This is a genomic window from Bradyrhizobium sp. USDA 4011 (assembly GCF_054063415.1).
The window spans coordinates 7,605,217-7,620,670 of sequence record NZ_JBSSGG010000001.1 but is presented as its reverse complement, the minus strand read 5'-3'; the positions used below and the strand labels follow the sequence as shown (position 1 = coordinate 7,620,670).

Below are 15,454 nucleotides of genomic sequence, written 5' to 3'. Positions count from 1 at the left end.
GAACCGCCTCGCACGGATCAATTGCAGGGCGCCAATCCGCCCGGGTTCACGATCGCGCCGGCATTCCGTTGTGCGCGGGCATCGCCGTCCGAAGGACGGCGTCGCTTCCGCTCGCCTATGCCCGGGCATAGACGTCTTCACTCCAATCGAATAAGAAAGGACGTGGATGGCCGGGACAAGCCCGGCCATGACGGCCGGTAGCTTACGTCTGCTTCAACACCGCCGGCTCGACCGGCATCTTTCGCAGCCGCTTGCCGGTTGCCGCGAAGATCGCATTGCTGATCGCAGGCACGATTCCCGATGTCCCGGTCTCGCCCATGCCGCCCGGCGGCTCGGTGCTCGGCACGATATGGACCTCGATGGCCGGGGCCTGATCGATCCGCAGCATCTGGTAGCTGTCGAAATTGCTCTGCTCGATGCGACCGTCCTTCAGCGTGATTTCGCCATAGAGCGCGGCGGTGATCCCGAAATTGACGCCGCTCTGCAGCTGCGCCTGCACGGTGTCGGGATTGACGACGGTGCCGCAATCCATCGCGCAGACGACGCGATGGACACGGACCGAACCGTCCTTGGCAACCTCGACCTCGGCGACCTGTGCGAGGTAGCTGCCGAACACGAATTGCAGCGACACGCCGCGGCCGCGTCCGGCAGGCAGCTTGCCGCCCCAACCGGCCTTGGCCGCCGCGAGATCGAGCGCCGCCTTGGCGCGCGGCGACTTGCCGAGCAGCGCCTTGCGATATTCGACCGGGTCCTGCCTGGCGGCCGCCGCCATCTCGTCGATCATGCTTTCGGTGACGAACACGTTGTGCGAGGGCCCGACGCTGCGCCAGAACGCGGTCGGAATGCCGGGCGGCTCGACCCGGACATATTCGACGTGGAAGTTCGGAATATCATAGACGAGATTGATCGCGCCTTCTGTCGTGTCGGGGTCGAGACCGTTGCGGAACGCCGGGGGCGCCCATCGCGCAATGACGGAAGAACCGGCGAAGCGGTTGCTCCAGGCCACCGGTTTGCCGGCCGCATCGAGGCCGACCGCAATCCGGTCGCACCAGTACGGCCGGTACATGTCGTGCTGGATGTCCTCCTCGCGGGTCCATACCACCTTGACCGGCGCATCGACCTGCTTTGCGATCTGTACGGCGCGAATGACACCATCGACCTCGAGCCTGCGGCCAAAACCGCCGCCGAGCAGGTGATTGTGCACCACCACCTTCTCCGGCGGAAGGTCCAGCATCTTCGCGGCCACCGCCTGCACGCGCGAGAGAGCCTGGTTGCCGACCCAGATTTCGCAGCCGTCGGCGCGAACATGCACGGTGCAGTTCATCGGCTCCATCGTCGCATGGGCGAGGAACGGCAGCTGATAGCTTGCCTCGAGTTTGGTCGCCGCGCCCGCCAGCGCCTTGTCGGCGTCGCCGATATTCTGTGCGACCGCGCCCGGCTTCGTGGTGGCGGCTTCGAGCTCGCGCGCGATATCTGACGTGGCGAGCTTGGCGTGAGCCCCCTCGTCCCACTCGATCGTGAGCGCCGCGAGACCTTTCTTCGCCGCCCCCATGTGATCGGCCACCACGGCGACCGCGTCATCGAGCTTCACGATCTGGCGCACGCCGTTGACGGCTTTCGCCGCCGCATCATCCACATGCTTGACCCGCCCGCCGAACACCGGCGACTGCGCCAGCGTCGCGATCTTCACGCCGGGCGGCCGCGCGTCGATGCCGTAGACCGCCGAGCCGTTGATCTTGGAGGGCGTATCGAGTCGCTTGGCCGGTGTGCCGATCAGCTTGAACTCGGCCGGGCTCTTCAGTGTCACGTTCTCCGGCACCGGCATCTGCGCCGCGTCGGCCGCCAATTCGCCGTAACCAAGCTTGCGTCCCGACGCCGCATGATGCACCTCGCCGTTCTCGGCGCGGCACGAGCCGGGTTCGACGTTCCAGCGTTTCGCCGCGGCCGCGACCAACATCGCTTTCGCCGTGGCGCCGGCTTTGCGCATCGGCTGCCAGGCGCCGCGCATCGCATTCGAATTGCCGGTAGCCTGAACGCCGAGCAGCGGGTTGGCATAGAGCTTGTCGCTCGGCGGCGCGTGCTCGAGCTGAACCTGCGTCAGGCCGATCTCGAGCTCCTCGGCGATCAGCATCGGGATCGAGGTGTAGGTGCCCTGCCCCATCTCGACATAGGGCATGGTGAGCACGACCTTGCCGTCGCCGCCGATCCGGATGAAGGCATTCGGCGCGAAGTCACCGGCGGCCGCGGCTTCGCTCTCGCGGCTGGCGAACGGCAGGCTCACGCTGAGCAGCAGGCCGCCGCCTGCGATTGCGCTGGCGCGAAGGAAGTTGCGGCGCGACAGATCGGCGGAACGCTCGGACACATTGTTCATCAGCGTCATGATCAACCTCCCGACTGCGCGGCTTGCTTGATGGCTTCGCGAATGCGCACATAGGTGCCGCAGCGGCAGATGTTACCCGACATCGCGTCGTCGATATCAGCATCGGTCGGCTTCGGCTTGCTTGCGAGCAAGGCGGAGGCGGACATGATCTGCCCGGACTGGCAGTAGCCGCATTGCGGCACCTCATGCGCGAGCCAGGCGTCCTGGATCTTCTTGCCGGCCGGCGTCCCGCCGACCGCCTCGATGGTCGTGATCTTGGAGTCCCCGATGCTGTCGATCGTCGTGATGCAGGAGCGCACCGCGCTGCCGTCGAGATGCACCGTGCAGGCGCCGCACAGCGCCATGCCGCAGCCGAACTTGGTGCCGGTCATGCCGAGCACGTCGCGCAGCACCCACAGCAGCGGCGTATCGCCATCGGCATCAACCGAATGACTGGTCCCATTGATCATGATCTGGAAAGGCATCCTGACACTCCTGTCCTGGTTCGAGACCCGTCCGGACTGCGCCCCGCCGGGCGCAACCGCGACATTCCAAAGCGATCGAACGCTCATTCGCGACGATTACTCATTTTTGGTAATAAATCCAATTCCAATGCCGCATAAGCGGCGCGATGATGCGCAATGAAATAACCATTGGTTTATAATCCATGGACCGACTGACCAGCATGGCCGTGTTCGCCCGCGTCGCCGATCTCGGCTCCTTCACCGCGGCGGCCAAAGAGCTGCGGATCTCGCCGACCATGATCGGCAAGCATATCCGTTTTCTCGAGGACCGGCTCGGCTCGCAATTGATCAACCGGTCGACGCGGCGGCAGGGCCTCACCGAGCTCGGCCGCAGCTATCTCGATCACTGCAAGCATTTGCTGGAACAGGCCGAGGCCGGCGATGCGCTGGTCGAGGAAGCGTTGAGCGCGCCGCGCGGCAAGCTGCGCGTGGCGACCTCGGTCGCCTTCGGGTCGTACAGCCTGGCGCCCGCGCTGGTCCGCTTCATGAGGAAATATCCGGAGGTTTCGGTCGACCTGGTGCTCAGCGACAGGATGGTCGATCTGCTTGAGGAAGGCCTCGACGCCGCGATCCGCGTCGGCACGCTGACCGACTCCACCATGATGTCGCGCTCGTTGTCGCCCTACACAGGCGTAGTGTGCGCTGCGCCGAGCTATCTCGCCGAACGCGGCACACCGACGCATCCGGGGGATCTCATCCACCATGAATGCATGCGCTATCCGGGCTGGTCGGATGCGCGAAGGTGGACTTTCTTCGGACCGGAGGGCGAGGTCCATGTCGATGTCGGAAGCCGCCTGACCATCAACAACGCGTTTGGCATCCGCTACGCAGCGCTGGCCGGCGCAGGCATCGTGCTGATGCGCGACGAGCTGCTGGCCGACGACATCGCCGCGGGACGGCTCAAGGTGCTGCTGCCGAATTACACGACGCAAAGCCGCGCGCGCCAGATCCTGTGGCCGAAGAACCGCAAGATGACGCCGAAGCTCCGCGCCCTGATCGACTTCATTGTGGAGACGTACGGGTAAAGCGCGACGTTGCATCGAAATGAGCAGGTGGTGTACGTGCCGAATGCATCCGGCAGATCGCGCGGGACGACGTCGGAAAGAGATCACGCTCCGTCCGCTACTCCACTCCGATCGGCAGCGATATTCCGCTCACTTCACCAGCGCCTCGACCTCCTTGCGGAATGCCTGGCGCGAGCCGTCGCGGGAGTAGAACATGTGGCCGCCGGGATAGACCGCGAGCCTGGTGCGGCTCGGACCCGCAAAGGCCGGCAGCTGGTCGAGGATGATCTTCGAGGCGAAGTACGGCGTCGCGAGATCGAACAGGCCGTGACCGATCAGGAGCTTCAGCTTGGGGTCGAGCGCCAGCATCTGGCGCAGCTGCGTCACCGACTCCGGCGGGCTGATGCCGTGGCCGAACTCCCAGCCCTTGTTCACGCTTTCGCTGAGCAGATGATAGGAACCATCCGGTCGCCAGTTCAGTCTGCGCGTCGTGAGGTCGACGGCGGCGCTGGTCAAGGGTGCCATCAGGGGATCACCGGACGGATCGTTGAAGCGGAAGTAGCTGGAGTCCGGATAGGGATCGAAGCCTTCGACCGAGGCGTCGTAGCGGCCCGTCACCTTGCCGTTCTTGCGATCGAACTCGCGGCGGAATTCACCGATGTCGAAGCGGCCGGCGAGCCTGCGGCTCACTGCCGGATCGATGCCGGTCAGGCTCGCGACCTTGTCGGCGAGCCGCGCGGTGGCCTCGGTATCGGCCTGCCCTTTGACGAGATCGAGCAGAAAATCGCCCCGCGCATAGCCCTCGACGTCGGCGAGATCGTCGCGCGTCACCGGTCCCTTCGCCTGCCGCGCGACCGCCGTCATGGTCGGCAGGCTCGCGACATATTGCAGGATGCTGGTGCCGGTATAGTCGCGGAAATCGAGCACCGGCGAGATCAGGATCAGGCCGCGGACGCCGACGCCTTGCTGCATTTGCAGATTGCGCACCACCTTCGGCCCGCGAATGCCGCCATAGCTTTCGCCGGTGACATATTTCGGCGAGGTCAGCCGGTCGTACTTCTCCAGCCAGCGGCGGATCACCAGTGCGATCGAATTGGCGTCGCCATCGACGGTGAAGAAGCGCTTGCGCGCATCCTCCGAGGTGGTGACGAAACGGCTGTAGCCGGTGCCGACCGGATCGATGAAAACAAGATCGGTGAAATCGAGCCAGGTATCCGCATTCGGCTGCAGCTCCGGCGAGGCCGACGATACCGCTCCGTCGAACGGCAGTCGCCACGGCCCGACATTGCCGAATTGCAGCCAGGCCGATGCGGAGCCCGGCCCGCCGTTGAACAGGAACGTCACCGGGCGGCTCGCCTTCTCGGCGCCATCGAGCTGATAGGAGGTGTAGGCGATGTCGGCGAGCGGCTCTCCCTTTTCGTCGAACACGCGGATCGAGCCCGCGGTCGCGCTGAAGTTCAGCGTGCGGCCGGGCAGCGCGACCGATTGCTTGGTCGTGGAATCCGGCGGCAGGCGGTGCTGCTCGGCGGCAGGCGTGTTGGCCGCGGCGCTGGCGCCGGAGCCGGCCTCGCCGCGCCCTGCCCGTCCCTTCTGGCCGCTTGGGTTCTGACCGCTTGGGGCCTGCGCGCTCGGCGACGGCGACGGTTGCGGGGTCTCGTCGTCGGCCCGCACCGCGGTTGCGAGGCAGGCCACCAGCAACGCCGCGGTGAGCCGTGTCGCAAAACTGTTAGCCATGCCGTTCACTCCCTGGGCCGACATTTACGCATTTCATCCGCAAACTGCGCTAGCTTGGCTGCACCCGCAAGGCATGTGGTCCGTTTCCGGACCATCTCGACAAGGCCGCCCGGGATGTATAGACGAGCGCGGCGTGTTCCGTGCCAAACGAGTTCGTGAGCGATGGCTAGCTCCAAGCGGTATGACAAGATCGCCTTCGTCGCCAGCGCGAGCGCGGAAGCGCAGACCGCGCTCGAGCAGCTGACCGCGATGTACGGCAACCATTCGGCCGCCGATGCCGACGTCGTGGTTGCGCTCGGCGGCGACGGATTGATGCTGCAGACGCTGCACGCCAACATGCGCAGCGGCAAGCCGATCTACGGCATGCATCGCGGCACCGTCGGCTTCCTGATGAACGAATATTCGACGCACGATCTGCGCACGCGGCTTGCGGCCTCGCGGGAGTCGCTGATCAATCCGCTGCTGATGCGCGCGACCGACATCCACGGCGCGGTGCATCTACATCACGCCATCAACGAGGTCGCGCTGTTCCGGCAGACCTACCAGGTCGCCAAGCTGCGCATCCTGATCGACGAGCATGAGCGGATGCCCGAGCTGATGGCCGACGGCATTCTGGTGGCGACGCCGGCCGGGTCGACTGCCTACAACCTCTCCGCCCAGGGTCCGATCCTGCCGATCAACGCGGCGCTGCTGGCGCTGACCCCGATCAGCGCGTTCCGGCCGCGGCGCTGGCGCGGCGCGCTGCTGCCGAATTCCGCCTTCGTGGTGATCGAGGTGATCGAGGATGAGAAGCGCCCGGTCGCCGCGGTCGCCGACCATGACGAGGTCCGCGACGTCCGCCGGGTCGAGGTGCTCTCCGACAAGACGATCGCGATGCGGATGCTGTTCGATCCCGGCCATTCGCTCGAAGAGCGCATCCTGCGCGAGCAGTTCGGCTACTGACGGCGCGCCGTCCCTTGCTCCCCTTGCCCGGCAACCAATCATTAACCCCGGGCGGGATATGGTTAACGTCGGGTAATACCGCATTGGCCCGGTATGCCCGTTCGGGACCGGACCATGTATCGCATCGATTTCAACAAGCTGCGATTTTTGATTTGCGACGACAATCCGCACATGCGCCGCATCCTGCGGACGCTGCTGCATTCGTTCGGCGCGCGCGAGGTCTATGAGGCCGAGGACGGCGCCACCGCGCTCGAGATGTACACCCATTACGTGCCCGACATCGTCATCACCGACTGGTCGATGCCGATCTTCGACGGCCTCGAGCTTGCGCAGATGATCCGGCAGCCGGAATCCAAGGGCAATCCCTACGCGCCGATCATTATGCTGACCGGCCATTCCGAGAAGCGCCGTGTCACCGTGGCGCGCGATGCCGGCGTCACCGAATTCCTGGCCAAGCCGATCTCGGCCAAGGGCCTCTACCAGCGCATCATGAACGTGGTCGCCAACCCGCGCCCGTTCATCAAGACCAAGACCTATTTCGGTCCCGACCGCCGCCGCAACACCACCAACACCTATATCGGCCCCGAACGCCGCGGCAGCGGCGAGGTCGAAATCCTGCAACAGCCGTCGCTGCTCGAGAAGGCGCGCTCGACCATTTAGGATATCGCCATGGCGAAAGACAAACCCGGGACGATCGAGGTCAAGAGTTTCGGCACCCACCATGTCATCACGCAGCCGAACCCGCTGCGCAAGGTGCTGCTGCGCGTTCCCGAGAGCGATCTCGACGATCCGGTCGGCCGCGCCGAAAAGGCGCTCGCCGGGCTGTCGGGCGAGTTCAAGGAATGGATGACGATCGAGGCCGACCGCCTCTCCGCCGCGCACGCCACGGTGCAGCGCGAGGGCTTCAACGACAAGACGCGCGAGGAGCTGTTCCGCGCCGCGCACGACATCAAGGGCGATGCCGCGACATTCGGTTATCCCTCGGCGGCGGCGGCGGCCGAGAGCCTGTGCCGCATCATCGAGCACGCGCCCGACCTCGCCGCGGTGCCGCAGCAGCTGATCGCCCACCACATCAACGCCGTGCAGGCGATCGTACGCAACCGCACCAAGCTCGACACCGCGGTCGTGGCCGGCGTGCTGAGCAAGCAGCTCCGCGGCATCGCCGATGAATTCCTGACCCACGCCAACCGCGACCGGCCCGAGCATCTCGAGGCCATCCTCGCGCCGAGCATCGCACCTGGCGAATAGCCGCGCGCCGCGGCGGCGGCCACGGCTTCAATCATCGTCAATCACGGAAAACGCGGCTGTCAGGCCGCGATCAGATCGTCGTCGTAAGGCAGCACCGCGACCGCGTCTTCCGCGGCGAGCTCCTCGCAGAACACGCGCGCATCCTCGCGGGCCGATTCCGTCGCGAAGCGTCGCAGCAGGATCAGAAGTGGTTCGGCCGCCGAATGATCGGTCTCGCAATGGGTCAGCACGCGCTCGACCATGCGGCGATGCAGCCGCGCGGCACCGTCGCCGCTGTCGACATAGCCGACCTCGTGGCTGGCCTCGAGCGCGACGCGGAACGCCGCGTAGGTGGATTCCGGCAGGCCGGCGCGACGCAGCAGCGCCTGCAGGCCGTTGCCGCCGCGGTCGTTCAACAGCGCGGAAACCCGGCCATAGGGCAGTCCGGACAGTTCGGCGAGCGCAGCCCCGAACAGGTCGAGATTGCCCGACAGCAGCGCGCGCAGGATCAGCCCGGCGGTGAGCTGGCCGGTGGCGCGCAGATGCGTGATCAGGTTCTGCATGTCGTCGCCGAAGGCACGCGCGGCGATGTTCACCGTGGAGCGCTCCTTCGCCTCGCCGGCGATGCGGTCGGCGCGGTCGGCGCCGAGCCAGTTTCGCGCGACGACGAACTGCGCCAGCGTGTCGGAGAGCTTTGCGACCAGCGCGAGCCGCGTCGCCGACGGCAAATCTTCCAGCTGCAGCATCGATTCCCTGATGGCGGCGAGATGGCCGTGGCGCTCGACGATGCGGTCCCAGGAGAATGGCGCGAGGCCGGCATAGGGATTTTCGATCAGCTCGAGCGCGGCCGCCGCCGAGCCGACTTCGGCGATCGCCGCGGCGACCGAGGCCGGCAGATTGGCACGGCGCGCGATCGCGCACTGCATCTCGTCGGAGCCGGTCGCGACGATGTCGACCAAGTCCGCATCGATCAGCAGCGGTGAATGCTCCAGCACCGGCAGCGCGATCGCCGGCTGGTCGGCCGACAGCGCCTGCACGATCGTAGCCGGCGCCTCCACGCTGTATGCAAACACCTCGGCCATCGCCTGTCGCACCAGCGGCGACGGGTCGTCGAGCAGCATCAGCAGCGCGCCTTCGGCTGCGATGCGGTCGTCTTCGGTGAGATCCGAAATGAGCCAGGCTCGGGCCAACGCCCGCGTCGCCTCTGCCCGCTCGCCTGCTGGAGCGGTCCTAATCCAACTAATGAACTGCCGAACGATCATGGTCCTGCCGGCTTACGCAACGAGACGGCATCGACATACGACGCCACTACAAGGAAAAATAAACCATGACGCTTAACAAAGGGTTCACCATAAACGTTTGGGATTATTGACGTTTCGTTAAGACGGCCACGGCGCGCCAACGCACCTGCGAAGCCAGCAATCTAGCCGCTGCTGTAGGTGCCGTTCGGGTCGCTGAACAGATCAAGCCGCCCGGGCGCGCGGACCTTTGGCGTCGCCGACGCGGTCAGCGATGCGGAATTTCCCCACAATTCCTGCACCGCCGGCGAGATCGGCTCCGCACGGTCGCCGCCCTGGTAGAGCGATCGGAAGGCCGGCGCCGGTTGTGCCGATGCGACGGCCGAGTTCGCACCGGCTGATGAGGCCGCGCGGGCATTCGGGAATGTCGAAAGATAGGACGCGGTGTCCATGGCCGGCGCCTGTGTCGGCGCAGCGCTTGCGATCGCATAAGGCGACATGGCGTCGCCACCCGCCGCGGCAAACGCCGTGCGCGTGTCGTTCGAATTCGCAGCCGCGGCGTAGCGCGTGGTCAACACCGAATAAACCTGCGAGACGCTGCGCGCGCTGCCCGACTTGTCGTAGAAGATCGACTGGTTGGCGGCTGCCGCCTTCGGAAACATCGCGGCGGCATTGGCGCTCGGGCTGTCCTCGGCGCTCGAGATCAGCTTGCCGGCGCCGCCGACGCCCATGAAATGCGCCATATAGAGTTCGGCATCGGTCGGGCGACGGCCGAGCATGCCGGTGAGCTTGAAGCTGTTGGATTGCGTCAGCACCGCCGCCATCGACGACGCCGCATCGGGATCGTCGCGCAGCTTCATGACCGCGCTCCGCGCTGTGGGATCGCTGACCGAATAGCTGCCGTCGGAATTCTTGGTGATGGCGTCGGCATACTGGCCGTAGCCGAGCTGGCTTCCGGCCTCCTTGACGGTACCGAGCCAGGTCTGGTCGATGAATTGATAGAGTCCATGCGCCGACGAGGTCGTGGCGCCGGCCCGCGGATTGAAATTGGATTCCATCTTCGCGGTCGTGAGCAAATATTCGAAGCTCGTGCCGGTGGTCGCGGCCGCCTGCTTGATCGAACCGGCGACCTTCAGGCGCGAAGCATCGACACCTGCCGAAGCCGTCGCATTGAAGAGGTCGACCGCCATCTGTCCGGGTGCCTTGCCGGGCGCCGGCAATCGGCACCCATGTCCGTTCAACTTGCCGTAATTATGGTTAACGGCGCGTTAAGATGATCCAGACAGCCCAGCAGGAGACCCGCTATTTGCGGTAGACCTGCGCCGGATCGAACAGCCGCTCGTCGTCGACAAAGGACAGGCTGACATTGCCGCCCTCGCCCTTCACGGCGCGATAGAAGCAGGAGCGCCGTCCGGTGTGGCAGGCCGCGCCGATCTGCTCGACCTTGATCCACACCGCGTCCTGATCGCAATCCATCCGGATCTCGATCACACGCTGGGTCTGGCCCGAGCTCTCGCCCTTGCGCCACAGCGCATTGCGCGAGCGGCTGAAGTACCAACCCTCGCCGGTCGCGATCGTCTTGCGCAGGGCTTCGTCGTTCATGTGCGCGACCATCAGCACGTCGCCGGTCGCGGCATCGGTCGCGACGCAGGTCACAAGACCTGTCGCGTCGAATTTGGGCTGGAAGGCCAACCCTTCCTCGCGGTCGTGATCGTGGGTCGATGCAGACACGGAAAACCTCGCTTGAGAAAACGCGAGGTTACCGGTTCGGTCCTCGCACCAGGGACAGGAAACGCTGCTGCTCCGCCGGATTGTCGCGGAACATGCCGGTGAAGCGGCTGGTGAAGGTCGATGCACCATGCTTGGCGACGCCGCGCACCGACATGCAGGTATGCTCCGCCTCGATCAGCACGGCAACGCCACGGGGCTTCAGCACCTCGTCGATCGCGGCTGCGACCTGCGCGGTGAGATGCTCCTGGGTCTGCAGGCGGCGGGCGAAGATATCGGTCAGCCGCGCCAGCTTGGAGAGACCCACGACGCGCTCCACCGGCGTGTAGGCGATATGCGCCCTGCCGTAGAACGGCATCATGTGATGTTCGCACTGCGAGGTGAATTCGATGTCGCGGACCAGGACGAAATCGTCGTAGCCGGCGGTCTCGCCGAAGGTACGGTTCAGCACCTCGGCCGGGCACTGATGATAGCCCTGATAAAGCTCGTCATAGGCCTCGACGACGCGGCGCGGCGTGTCGAGCAGGCCCTCGCGGCCGGTGTTCTCGCCGATATAGGCGAGCAGCGTCTTCACGGCGTCCTCGGCCTCCGCCCGCGACGGGCGCGGCTGGTCGGCACGGACGGCCGCCGCCAGGAATTCTGAGGGGTCGAGCTCGCTGGCCTTCGCATCGGCCGGCTTGTTGGGGCGAATCGATTTGATCAAGGCGTCCATGTCTTCTCCGTTCGACCGGCCAGGCATTTGCCTTTGGGCCGGATGTGTCACCGGGCAGACGGGGCGGATCGTCGAACCGCCGGGCGCCTGAGTCCCCATCTTTGTAGCACCGCCGCGGCGCAAGTGGCCCGCGGTGGAAGCATAGCCGGGCTATGTTTCGGACGATGCCGTTCATATATAGGACGGTGAGACCCAGCCGCCAAGAGCGCCCGGCGCAGCCGGAACCAGGCATCTACCCCCATGCTGAACGACATTTATAACAAGCGGATCATTGAGTTGGCCGGCAATATTCCGCGCCTCGGACGACTGGCCGAGCCGGACGCCAGTGCCACCGCCCATTCCAAATTGTGCGGTTCGACCGTCAAGGTCGACCTCAAGATGGACGGCCCCGTGGTGACGGATTTCGCCCATGACGTGAAGGCCTGCGCGCTCGGCCAGGCCTCCTCCTCGATCATGGCGAGCCATGTGGTGGGGTCGACCGCGGACGAGCTACGCGAATTGCGCGAGACCGTCCGCAAGATGCTGAAGGAAAATGGCCAGCCTCCGCAGGGCGGCAAATGGGCCGACATCGCGCTGCTCGAGCCGGTGCGCGACTACAAGGCCCGCCATGCCTCCACGCTACTGACCTTCGACGCCGTGGTCGATGCGATCGGCCAGATCGAGGCCAAGACCAAGCAGCCGGCGTAAGCCCTGCTGCCGGCGTAAGCCCTACTGCGACGGCTGGACCGGCGCCGGTGCTGCGGTGCCGCCGGTCGGCACCACGGCCTCGGCGGTCTTGGTCGCCTTGGCGGCTTGCGGCAGCGCCTCGCCTTCCATCGCGCTGCTGACGAAGCGATCGGCGTTCTTCGGCTTCGCCTCGGCGACCGGGATTGCGTTGTCCTGATGCGGCAGCACGTCGGCGACTGCATCCGTGGTGACGAGATTGGTCAGCCGCAACTCGGCCGCCGACAATTCGTGCAAATCTTCCCACGGCGGCACGCTGAGCGCGAGCGACAACAACTCACCCGCACCACCCATATCGAAGGTGTATTTGGCAAGCCGGCCGATATCGCGCTCGACGATCATCAGGTCCTGCGCGGTGTAGCTGGCGGCCTTGGCGTCATCGGCGCGATCGCCCATCCAGATTTGATGCACCCGGATGTGCGCGGCCGGTGGCACATAGCGCGTCTTGCCCGACAACAGCAGGAACACGCACATCGACTCGCAATAGGCATCCGGCAGCACGCTGGCGCGGTCGCCCTGCGCGGCCGCATTGACGACGCTGGTGCCGACCGTGGTCAGCGCGCCGAGACCGCGGAAGCGGCGGCCGAGCGCGATCGCGTCGTTGACCGAGCCGCCGCTGGAGTCGAGCACGATGGTGGCGCCGCTGAGCTGGCGGCTGCGCGCGAACTCGTCGAACTCCTTGGGGCTGTCGGCCGTGATGATGCCGACCGCCGACACCCAGCCGCGGCAATTCGGCTGGCATGCGATCCAGCTGAACTTCATCGGCAGCTTGCGTTCTTCGAGGGTCGGGCTGGCCTGCGGGGAGTTACCCGCCCATGCGGCGGTGCCGGAAACCGCGAAGCAAAAGACAACGGCGCCGGTGAGCACCCAACTGCGCAATGAAAGCGAGTTCACGAGCCTCAATTTGGTTCCTTCCCCCAAGCCCTTGGTGATGCGAGCGGTGGCAATGGCCCCATGGCAATGCGCCACGAATCTGTCATCGGCGCGCAATGGGAACGGTAGCGTTGCTGACCTGGACCGTCCACAGAGTCCTTGCTGCAGCGCCATCGGTGCTGTGCAATAATGACAAACTGTGGCGCAAATATCTGCAATTGAACAGTTCCTTAGCTTGGAACCCCCGCAAGATTACGTACATACTTGCGTATGTCACCGACCGGCCATTCAACGACACACCTCACGCGATGCACGGAATGTGCCAACGCCGTGCGCCGCATGCCGCGCAATCTCGGCCGCGCCTTGATCTGGATCTACCGGCACACGCTGTCGCCACTGGTCGGCTACAACTGCCGGCATCTGCCGACCTGCTCGGTCTACGGCGATGAGGCGATCGAGCGCTTCGGGCTATGGGCCGGCGGGTGGATGACGCTGGCAAGGTTGCTGCGCTGCCAGCCGTGGGGAACCTCCGGCATCGACAATGTCCCACAGGCGCGGCCGCCGGGGGCACACTGGTTTCTGCCCTGGCGCTATGGCCGCTGGCGCGGCGTCAACGACAGCTGATCTATTACGGCCCGGCTCCCAAGCGCGGCGCGCATTGCTGTCCGGCGGAACTGTGGCGATACCTGGCGCATTGTTTCGCCGCCCCCTTGGGGAGGAAACAACAATGCGCTGGAAACTCAGCCACAACGGTCACGATCCCAGGCAGATCGATTTGCTGGCCGTGCTTGCCCTGCTCGTCGTGATCGTTGCCGCCTACGGCTACTTCACCCACAATCCGAACAAGCCGAGCACGACGGCATTCATCGTGCCCAGCCAGAGCGTGAAGTGGTGACGCGTCGCGCGTCGATCACCGGCTAGCGGCAGAGCCGGAAGCCGGCACCACGACCAGCGCCCAACGCGAACAGCCGCAGCGCCAAGCCCCCGACACGGGCCCCGGTGTGCTCTACGGGATGGGCGGCAAGCTGCGCGGCGGCAACTCGGCCTTTGCCTTCGTCGCCAACTACACCGATCGCGGTGACGGCATTCATGTCAAGGTCTCGACCCAGCGGCACAAGCGCAGGTTCACGCAAAGAACCGCGTTACGGCAAAAGAGGCTCACTCGGCTGCGGCAGCGCGCGCCGTCTGTCGCGGCCGCGTGATGACCACGACCGCAAGGGCCGCCGCGACGAAGGCCGTGGCCACATAGCCCGCGCTGTAGAGCCATTCGCGCGCGAACAGCAATCCGCCGATCGCGGAGCCGATGGCCTGGCCGATATAGAGCACAGAGGTATTGAGCGAGACCGACGCCGATGCAAACGTCGGCGCCGCACCGACCAGACGCACCTGCTGCATCGAATTGGTGGAGGCAAAGCCGAGGCCCCACACCGCAACGGAGGCCGCCATCAATGCGTAGGCGCCGGCGCTCAGCGCCCAGCCGGCCACGCCGGCGAGCAGCAGCACGGTGAACAGCACCGACGTCTTCCAGGCACCGCAGGAATCCACGATGCGGGTCGCGATCGCAATGCCGACGAACCCGAAGATGCCGTAGAGCGCGAACACGATGCCGACGGCGTCCGCGTTGGCGCCGGTCAATTTGCCGAGCAGCGGCCCCATGAAGGTGAACACCACGAACTGGCCGGACATCTGCAACGTCGTGATCGACAACAGCAGGATGACGGTCGGATTGCGGCCGAGATCGGCCCAGGTCCTCAAGTCGACCGGCGCGCCATGCAGTCCGCCGGGCAACCGCCACCACAGCAGCAGGGAACTCACGAACCCGGTCAGCGCGATCGCGCCATAGGTCGCGCGAAAGCCGTAGCGGCTTGCGATCAAGGTGATCAACGGCAGCCCGATCGCAGCGGCGAGCGACCAGCCGAGGAAGATATAGGCGATCGTGCTGCCGCGCTTCGCCGCCGGCACGATCAGCGCCGCGGTGCCGGCCGCCTGTGGCGTGTAGAGGACACCGACCGCGAGCATCACCAGGCGGATGATCAAGAGACTGTCGTAGTCGGGTGCGAAGGCCGATGCCGCGTTGGTCAGCGTCAGCACCAGGAGCGTCGCCGTTAGCAGCGCCCGCCGCTCGAACCGGCTGGTCAGCCACGCCGTCACCGGCGAGCCCACGCACAGCACGATCGCGCCGAAGGTGATCAGGAGACCCGCGGCGTGGATCGTGACGCCGAGCCCGTTGGACAGCTCCGACAGCATGCCGGCCGGCGCCAGCACCGAGCAGCCGGTGACGATATTGCCGAGCATCAATGCGGTGGGAGCGAAGCGTTTCACGCCGCGTTGATAGCAGACCCCGAAATCAATGCAACTGCATCTAAATGCATAGCACGTGATCGATGGCA

The 15,454-nt window shown here is 65.6% G+C and carries 17 protein-coding genes; 7 read left to right on the top strand and 10 right to left on the bottom strand.

Annotated elements, in window-relative coordinates; all coding sequences use genetic code 11:
* Nucleotides 1-202 precede the first annotated feature (202 nt).
* Both ACVW1C_RS36000 and ACVW1C_RS35995 read right to left on the bottom strand, forming a co-directional pair.
* On the bottom strand, nucleotides 203-2,380 hold the full coding sequence (locus tag ACVW1C_RS36000; RefSeq protein WP_456762304.1) for a molybdopterin cofactor-binding domain-containing protein: 2,178 nt from the start codon (nucleotides 2,378-2,380) through the stop codon (nucleotides 203-205).
* A gap of 2 nt (nucleotides 2,381-2,382) precedes the next feature.
* Entirely contained in the window at nucleotides 2,383-2,844 is a 462-nt protein-coding gene (locus ACVW1C_RS35995; RefSeq protein ID WP_456762303.1) for a (2Fe-2S)-binding protein, read from the bottom strand.
* Between the two features lie 182 nt (nucleotides 2,845-3,026).
* Here ACVW1C_RS35995 and ACVW1C_RS35990 point away from each other — a divergent pair, with 182 nt between their 5' ends.
* Entirely contained in the window at nucleotides 3,027-3,908 is an 882-nt protein-coding gene (locus tag ACVW1C_RS35990) for a LysR substrate-binding domain-containing protein (RefSeq protein WP_456762302.1), read from the top strand.
* A gap of 129 nt (nucleotides 3,909-4,037) precedes the next feature.
* Here the strand turns inward: ACVW1C_RS35990 and ACVW1C_RS35985 are convergent, their stop codons facing one another.
* On the bottom strand, nucleotides 4,038-5,621 hold the full coding sequence (locus ACVW1C_RS35985; protein ID WP_456762301.1) for a S10 family peptidase: 1,584 nt from the start codon (nucleotides 5,619-5,621) through the stop codon (nucleotides 4,038-4,040).
* Nucleotides 5,622-5,783: 162 nt separating this feature from the next.
* Here ACVW1C_RS35985 and ACVW1C_RS35980 point away from each other — a divergent pair, with 162 nt between their 5' ends.
* The 3 genes from ACVW1C_RS35980 to ACVW1C_RS35970 all read left to right on the top strand — a co-directional run bounded on the left by ACVW1C_RS35980 (nucleotide 5,784) and on the right by ACVW1C_RS35970 (nucleotide 7,811).
* Nucleotides 5,784-6,563: an NAD kinase gene (locus tag ACVW1C_RS35980; RefSeq protein WP_176530474.1), complete on the top strand. Its 780-nt coding sequence runs from the start codon at nucleotides 5,784-5,786 to the stop codon at nucleotides 6,561-6,563.
* A 114-nt stretch (nucleotides 6,564-6,677) separates the two neighbouring features.
* Nucleotides 6,678-7,223 carry a response regulator gene (locus ACVW1C_RS35975; protein ID WP_092115128.1) on the top strand — a complete coding sequence of 182 codons (546 nt, stop codon included), beginning with the start codon at nucleotides 6,678-6,680 and terminating at the stop codon, nucleotides 7,221-7,223.
* A 9-nt stretch (nucleotides 7,224-7,232) separates the two neighbouring features.
* The gene (locus tag ACVW1C_RS35970) at nucleotides 7,233-7,811 is read left to right on the top strand and encodes an Hpt domain-containing protein (protein ID WP_456762300.1); all 579 of its coding nucleotides are present in this window, start codon (nucleotides 7,233-7,235) and stop codon (nucleotides 7,809-7,811) included.
* Nucleotides 7,812-7,870: 59 nt separating this feature from the next.
* On the opposite strand, the gene ACVW1C_RS35965 is transcribed toward ACVW1C_RS35970, so the two are convergent.
* From ACVW1C_RS35965 to folE, 4 genes are all read right to left on the bottom strand, one after another.
* A complete protein-coding gene (locus ACVW1C_RS35965; RefSeq protein WP_456762299.1) occupies nucleotides 7,871-9,052 on the bottom strand; it encodes a DUF2336 domain-containing protein in 1,182 nt (393 codons plus the stop codon).
* A 161-nt stretch (nucleotides 9,053-9,213) separates the two neighbouring features.
* A complete protein-coding gene (locus ACVW1C_RS35960) occupies nucleotides 9,214-10,218 on the bottom strand; it encodes a transglycosylase SLT domain-containing protein (protein WP_456762298.1) in 1,005 nt (334 codons plus the stop codon).
* Between the two features lie 112 nt (nucleotides 10,219-10,330).
* Complete coding sequence (gene hisI, locus ACVW1C_RS35955; RefSeq protein ID WP_456762297.1) at nucleotides 10,331-10,759, bottom strand: phosphoribosyl-AMP cyclohydrolase; 429 nt, start codon at nucleotides 10,757-10,759, stop codon at nucleotides 10,331-10,333.
* A gap of 28 nt (nucleotides 10,760-10,787) precedes the next feature.
* Nucleotides 10,788-11,468 carry a GTP cyclohydrolase I FolE gene (gene folE / locus ACVW1C_RS35950; RefSeq protein ID WP_176530469.1) on the bottom strand — a complete coding sequence of 227 codons (681 nt, stop codon included), beginning with the start codon at nucleotides 11,466-11,468 and terminating at the stop codon, nucleotides 10,788-10,790.
* A 240-nt stretch (nucleotides 11,469-11,708) separates the two neighbouring features.
* On the opposite strand from folE, the gene ACVW1C_RS35945 reads away from it, so the two are divergent.
* The gene (locus ACVW1C_RS35945) at nucleotides 11,709-12,155 is read left to right on the top strand and encodes an iron-sulfur cluster assembly scaffold protein (protein ID WP_338827690.1); all 447 of its coding nucleotides are present in this window, start codon (nucleotides 11,709-11,711) and stop codon (nucleotides 12,153-12,155) included.
* A gap of 21 nt (nucleotides 12,156-12,176) precedes the next feature.
* On the opposite strand, the gene ACVW1C_RS35940 is transcribed toward ACVW1C_RS35945, so the two are convergent.
* Nucleotides 12,177-13,094: a hypothetical protein gene (locus ACVW1C_RS35940; RefSeq protein ID WP_456762296.1), complete on the bottom strand. Its 918-nt coding sequence runs from the start codon at nucleotides 13,092-13,094 to the stop codon at nucleotides 12,177-12,179.
* A gap of 240 nt (nucleotides 13,095-13,334) precedes the next feature.
* Between ACVW1C_RS35940 and yidD the strand changes: the two genes are divergently transcribed.
* Together yidD and ACVW1C_RS35930 are read left to right on the top strand one after the other, a co-directional pair.
* Nucleotides 13,335-13,688: a membrane protein insertion efficiency factor YidD gene (yidD, locus tag ACVW1C_RS35935; RefSeq protein ID WP_456763263.1), complete on the top strand. Its 354-nt coding sequence runs from the start codon at nucleotides 13,335-13,337 to the stop codon at nucleotides 13,686-13,688.
* Between the two features lie 103 nt (nucleotides 13,689-13,791).
* Nucleotides 13,792-13,959, top strand: coding sequence for a hypothetical protein (locus ACVW1C_RS35930; RefSeq protein WP_172803646.1), 168 nt, complete (start codon nucleotides 13,792-13,794; stop codon nucleotides 13,957-13,959).
* A 22-nt stretch (nucleotides 13,960-13,981) separates the two neighbouring features.
* Here ACVW1C_RS35930 and ACVW1C_RS35925 read toward each other — a convergent pair whose 3' ends face one another.
* Together ACVW1C_RS35925 and ACVW1C_RS35920 are read right to left on the bottom strand one after the other, a co-directional pair.
* A complete protein-coding gene (locus ACVW1C_RS35925; protein ID WP_456762295.1) occupies nucleotides 13,982-14,155 on the bottom strand; it encodes a hypothetical protein in 174 nt (57 codons plus the stop codon).
* 67 nt (nucleotides 14,156-14,222) lie between these two features.
* Nucleotides 14,223-15,359 (bottom strand): MFS transporter, encoded by a 1,137-nt coding sequence (locus ACVW1C_RS35920; RefSeq protein WP_456763262.1) that lies wholly within the window; start codon nucleotides 15,357-15,359, stop codon nucleotides 14,223-14,225.
* Nucleotides 15,360-15,454 lie beyond the last annotated feature (95 nt).

What these genes read in the sequence shown, in the direction of transcription:
- ACVW1C_RS35930 (WP_172803646.1), top strand. Translation starts at nt 13,792, where the DNA reads ATGCGCTGGAAACTCAGCCACAACGGTCACGATCCCAGGCAGATCGAT.
- ACVW1C_RS35975 (WP_092115128.1), top strand. Translation starts at nt 6,678, where the DNA reads ATGTATCGCATCGATTTCAACAAGCTGCGATTTTTGATTTGCGACGAC.
- ACVW1C_RS35945 (WP_338827690.1), top strand. Translation starts at nt 11,709, where the DNA reads ATGCTGAACGACATTTATAACAAGCGGATCATTGAGTTGGCCGGCAAT.
- ACVW1C_RS35990 (WP_456762302.1), top strand. Translation starts at nt 3,027, where the DNA reads ATGGACCGACTGACCAGCATGGCCGTGTTCGCCCGCGTCGCCGATCTC.
- folE (WP_176530469.1), bottom strand. Translation starts at nt 11,468, where the DNA reads ATGGACGCCTTGATCAAATCGATTCGCCCCAACAAGCCGGCCGATGCG.
- ACVW1C_RS35920 (WP_456763262.1), bottom strand. Translation starts at nt 15,359, where the DNA reads ATGCTCGGCAATATCGTCACCGGCTGCTCGGTGCTGGCGCCGGCCGGC.
- ACVW1C_RS35970 (WP_456762300.1), top strand. Translation starts at nt 7,233, where the DNA reads ATGGCGAAAGACAAACCCGGGACGATCGAGGTCAAGAGTTTCGGCACC.
- ACVW1C_RS35925 (WP_456762295.1), bottom strand. Translation starts at nt 14,155, where the DNA reads ATGAATGCCGTCACCGCGATCGGTGTAGTTGGCGACGAAGGCAAAGGC.
- ACVW1C_RS35980 (WP_176530474.1), top strand. Translation starts at nt 5,784, where the DNA reads ATGGCTAGCTCCAAGCGGTATGACAAGATCGCCTTCGTCGCCAGCGCG.
- ACVW1C_RS35965 (WP_456762299.1), bottom strand. Translation starts at nt 9,052, where the DNA reads ATGATCGTTCGGCAGTTCATTAGTTGGATTAGGACCGCTCCAGCAGGC.
- ACVW1C_RS35960 (WP_456762298.1), bottom strand. Translation starts at nt 10,218, where the DNA reads ATGGCGGTCGACCTCTTCAATGCGACGGCTTCGGCAGGTGTCGATGCT.
- ACVW1C_RS36000 (WP_456762304.1), bottom strand. Translation starts at nt 2,380, where the DNA reads ATGACGCTGATGAACAATGTGTCCGAGCGTTCCGCCGATCTGTCGCGC.
- ACVW1C_RS35995 (WP_456762303.1), bottom strand. Translation starts at nt 2,844, where the DNA reads ATGCCTTTCCAGATCATGATCAATGGGACCAGTCATTCGGTTGATGCC.
- yidD (WP_456763263.1), top strand. Translation starts at nt 13,335, where the DNA reads ATGTCACCGACCGGCCATTCAACGACACACCTCACGCGATGCACGGAA.
- ACVW1C_RS35985 (WP_456762301.1), bottom strand. Translation starts at nt 5,621, where the DNA reads ATGGCTAACAGTTTTGCGACACGGCTCACCGCGGCGTTGCTGGTGGCC.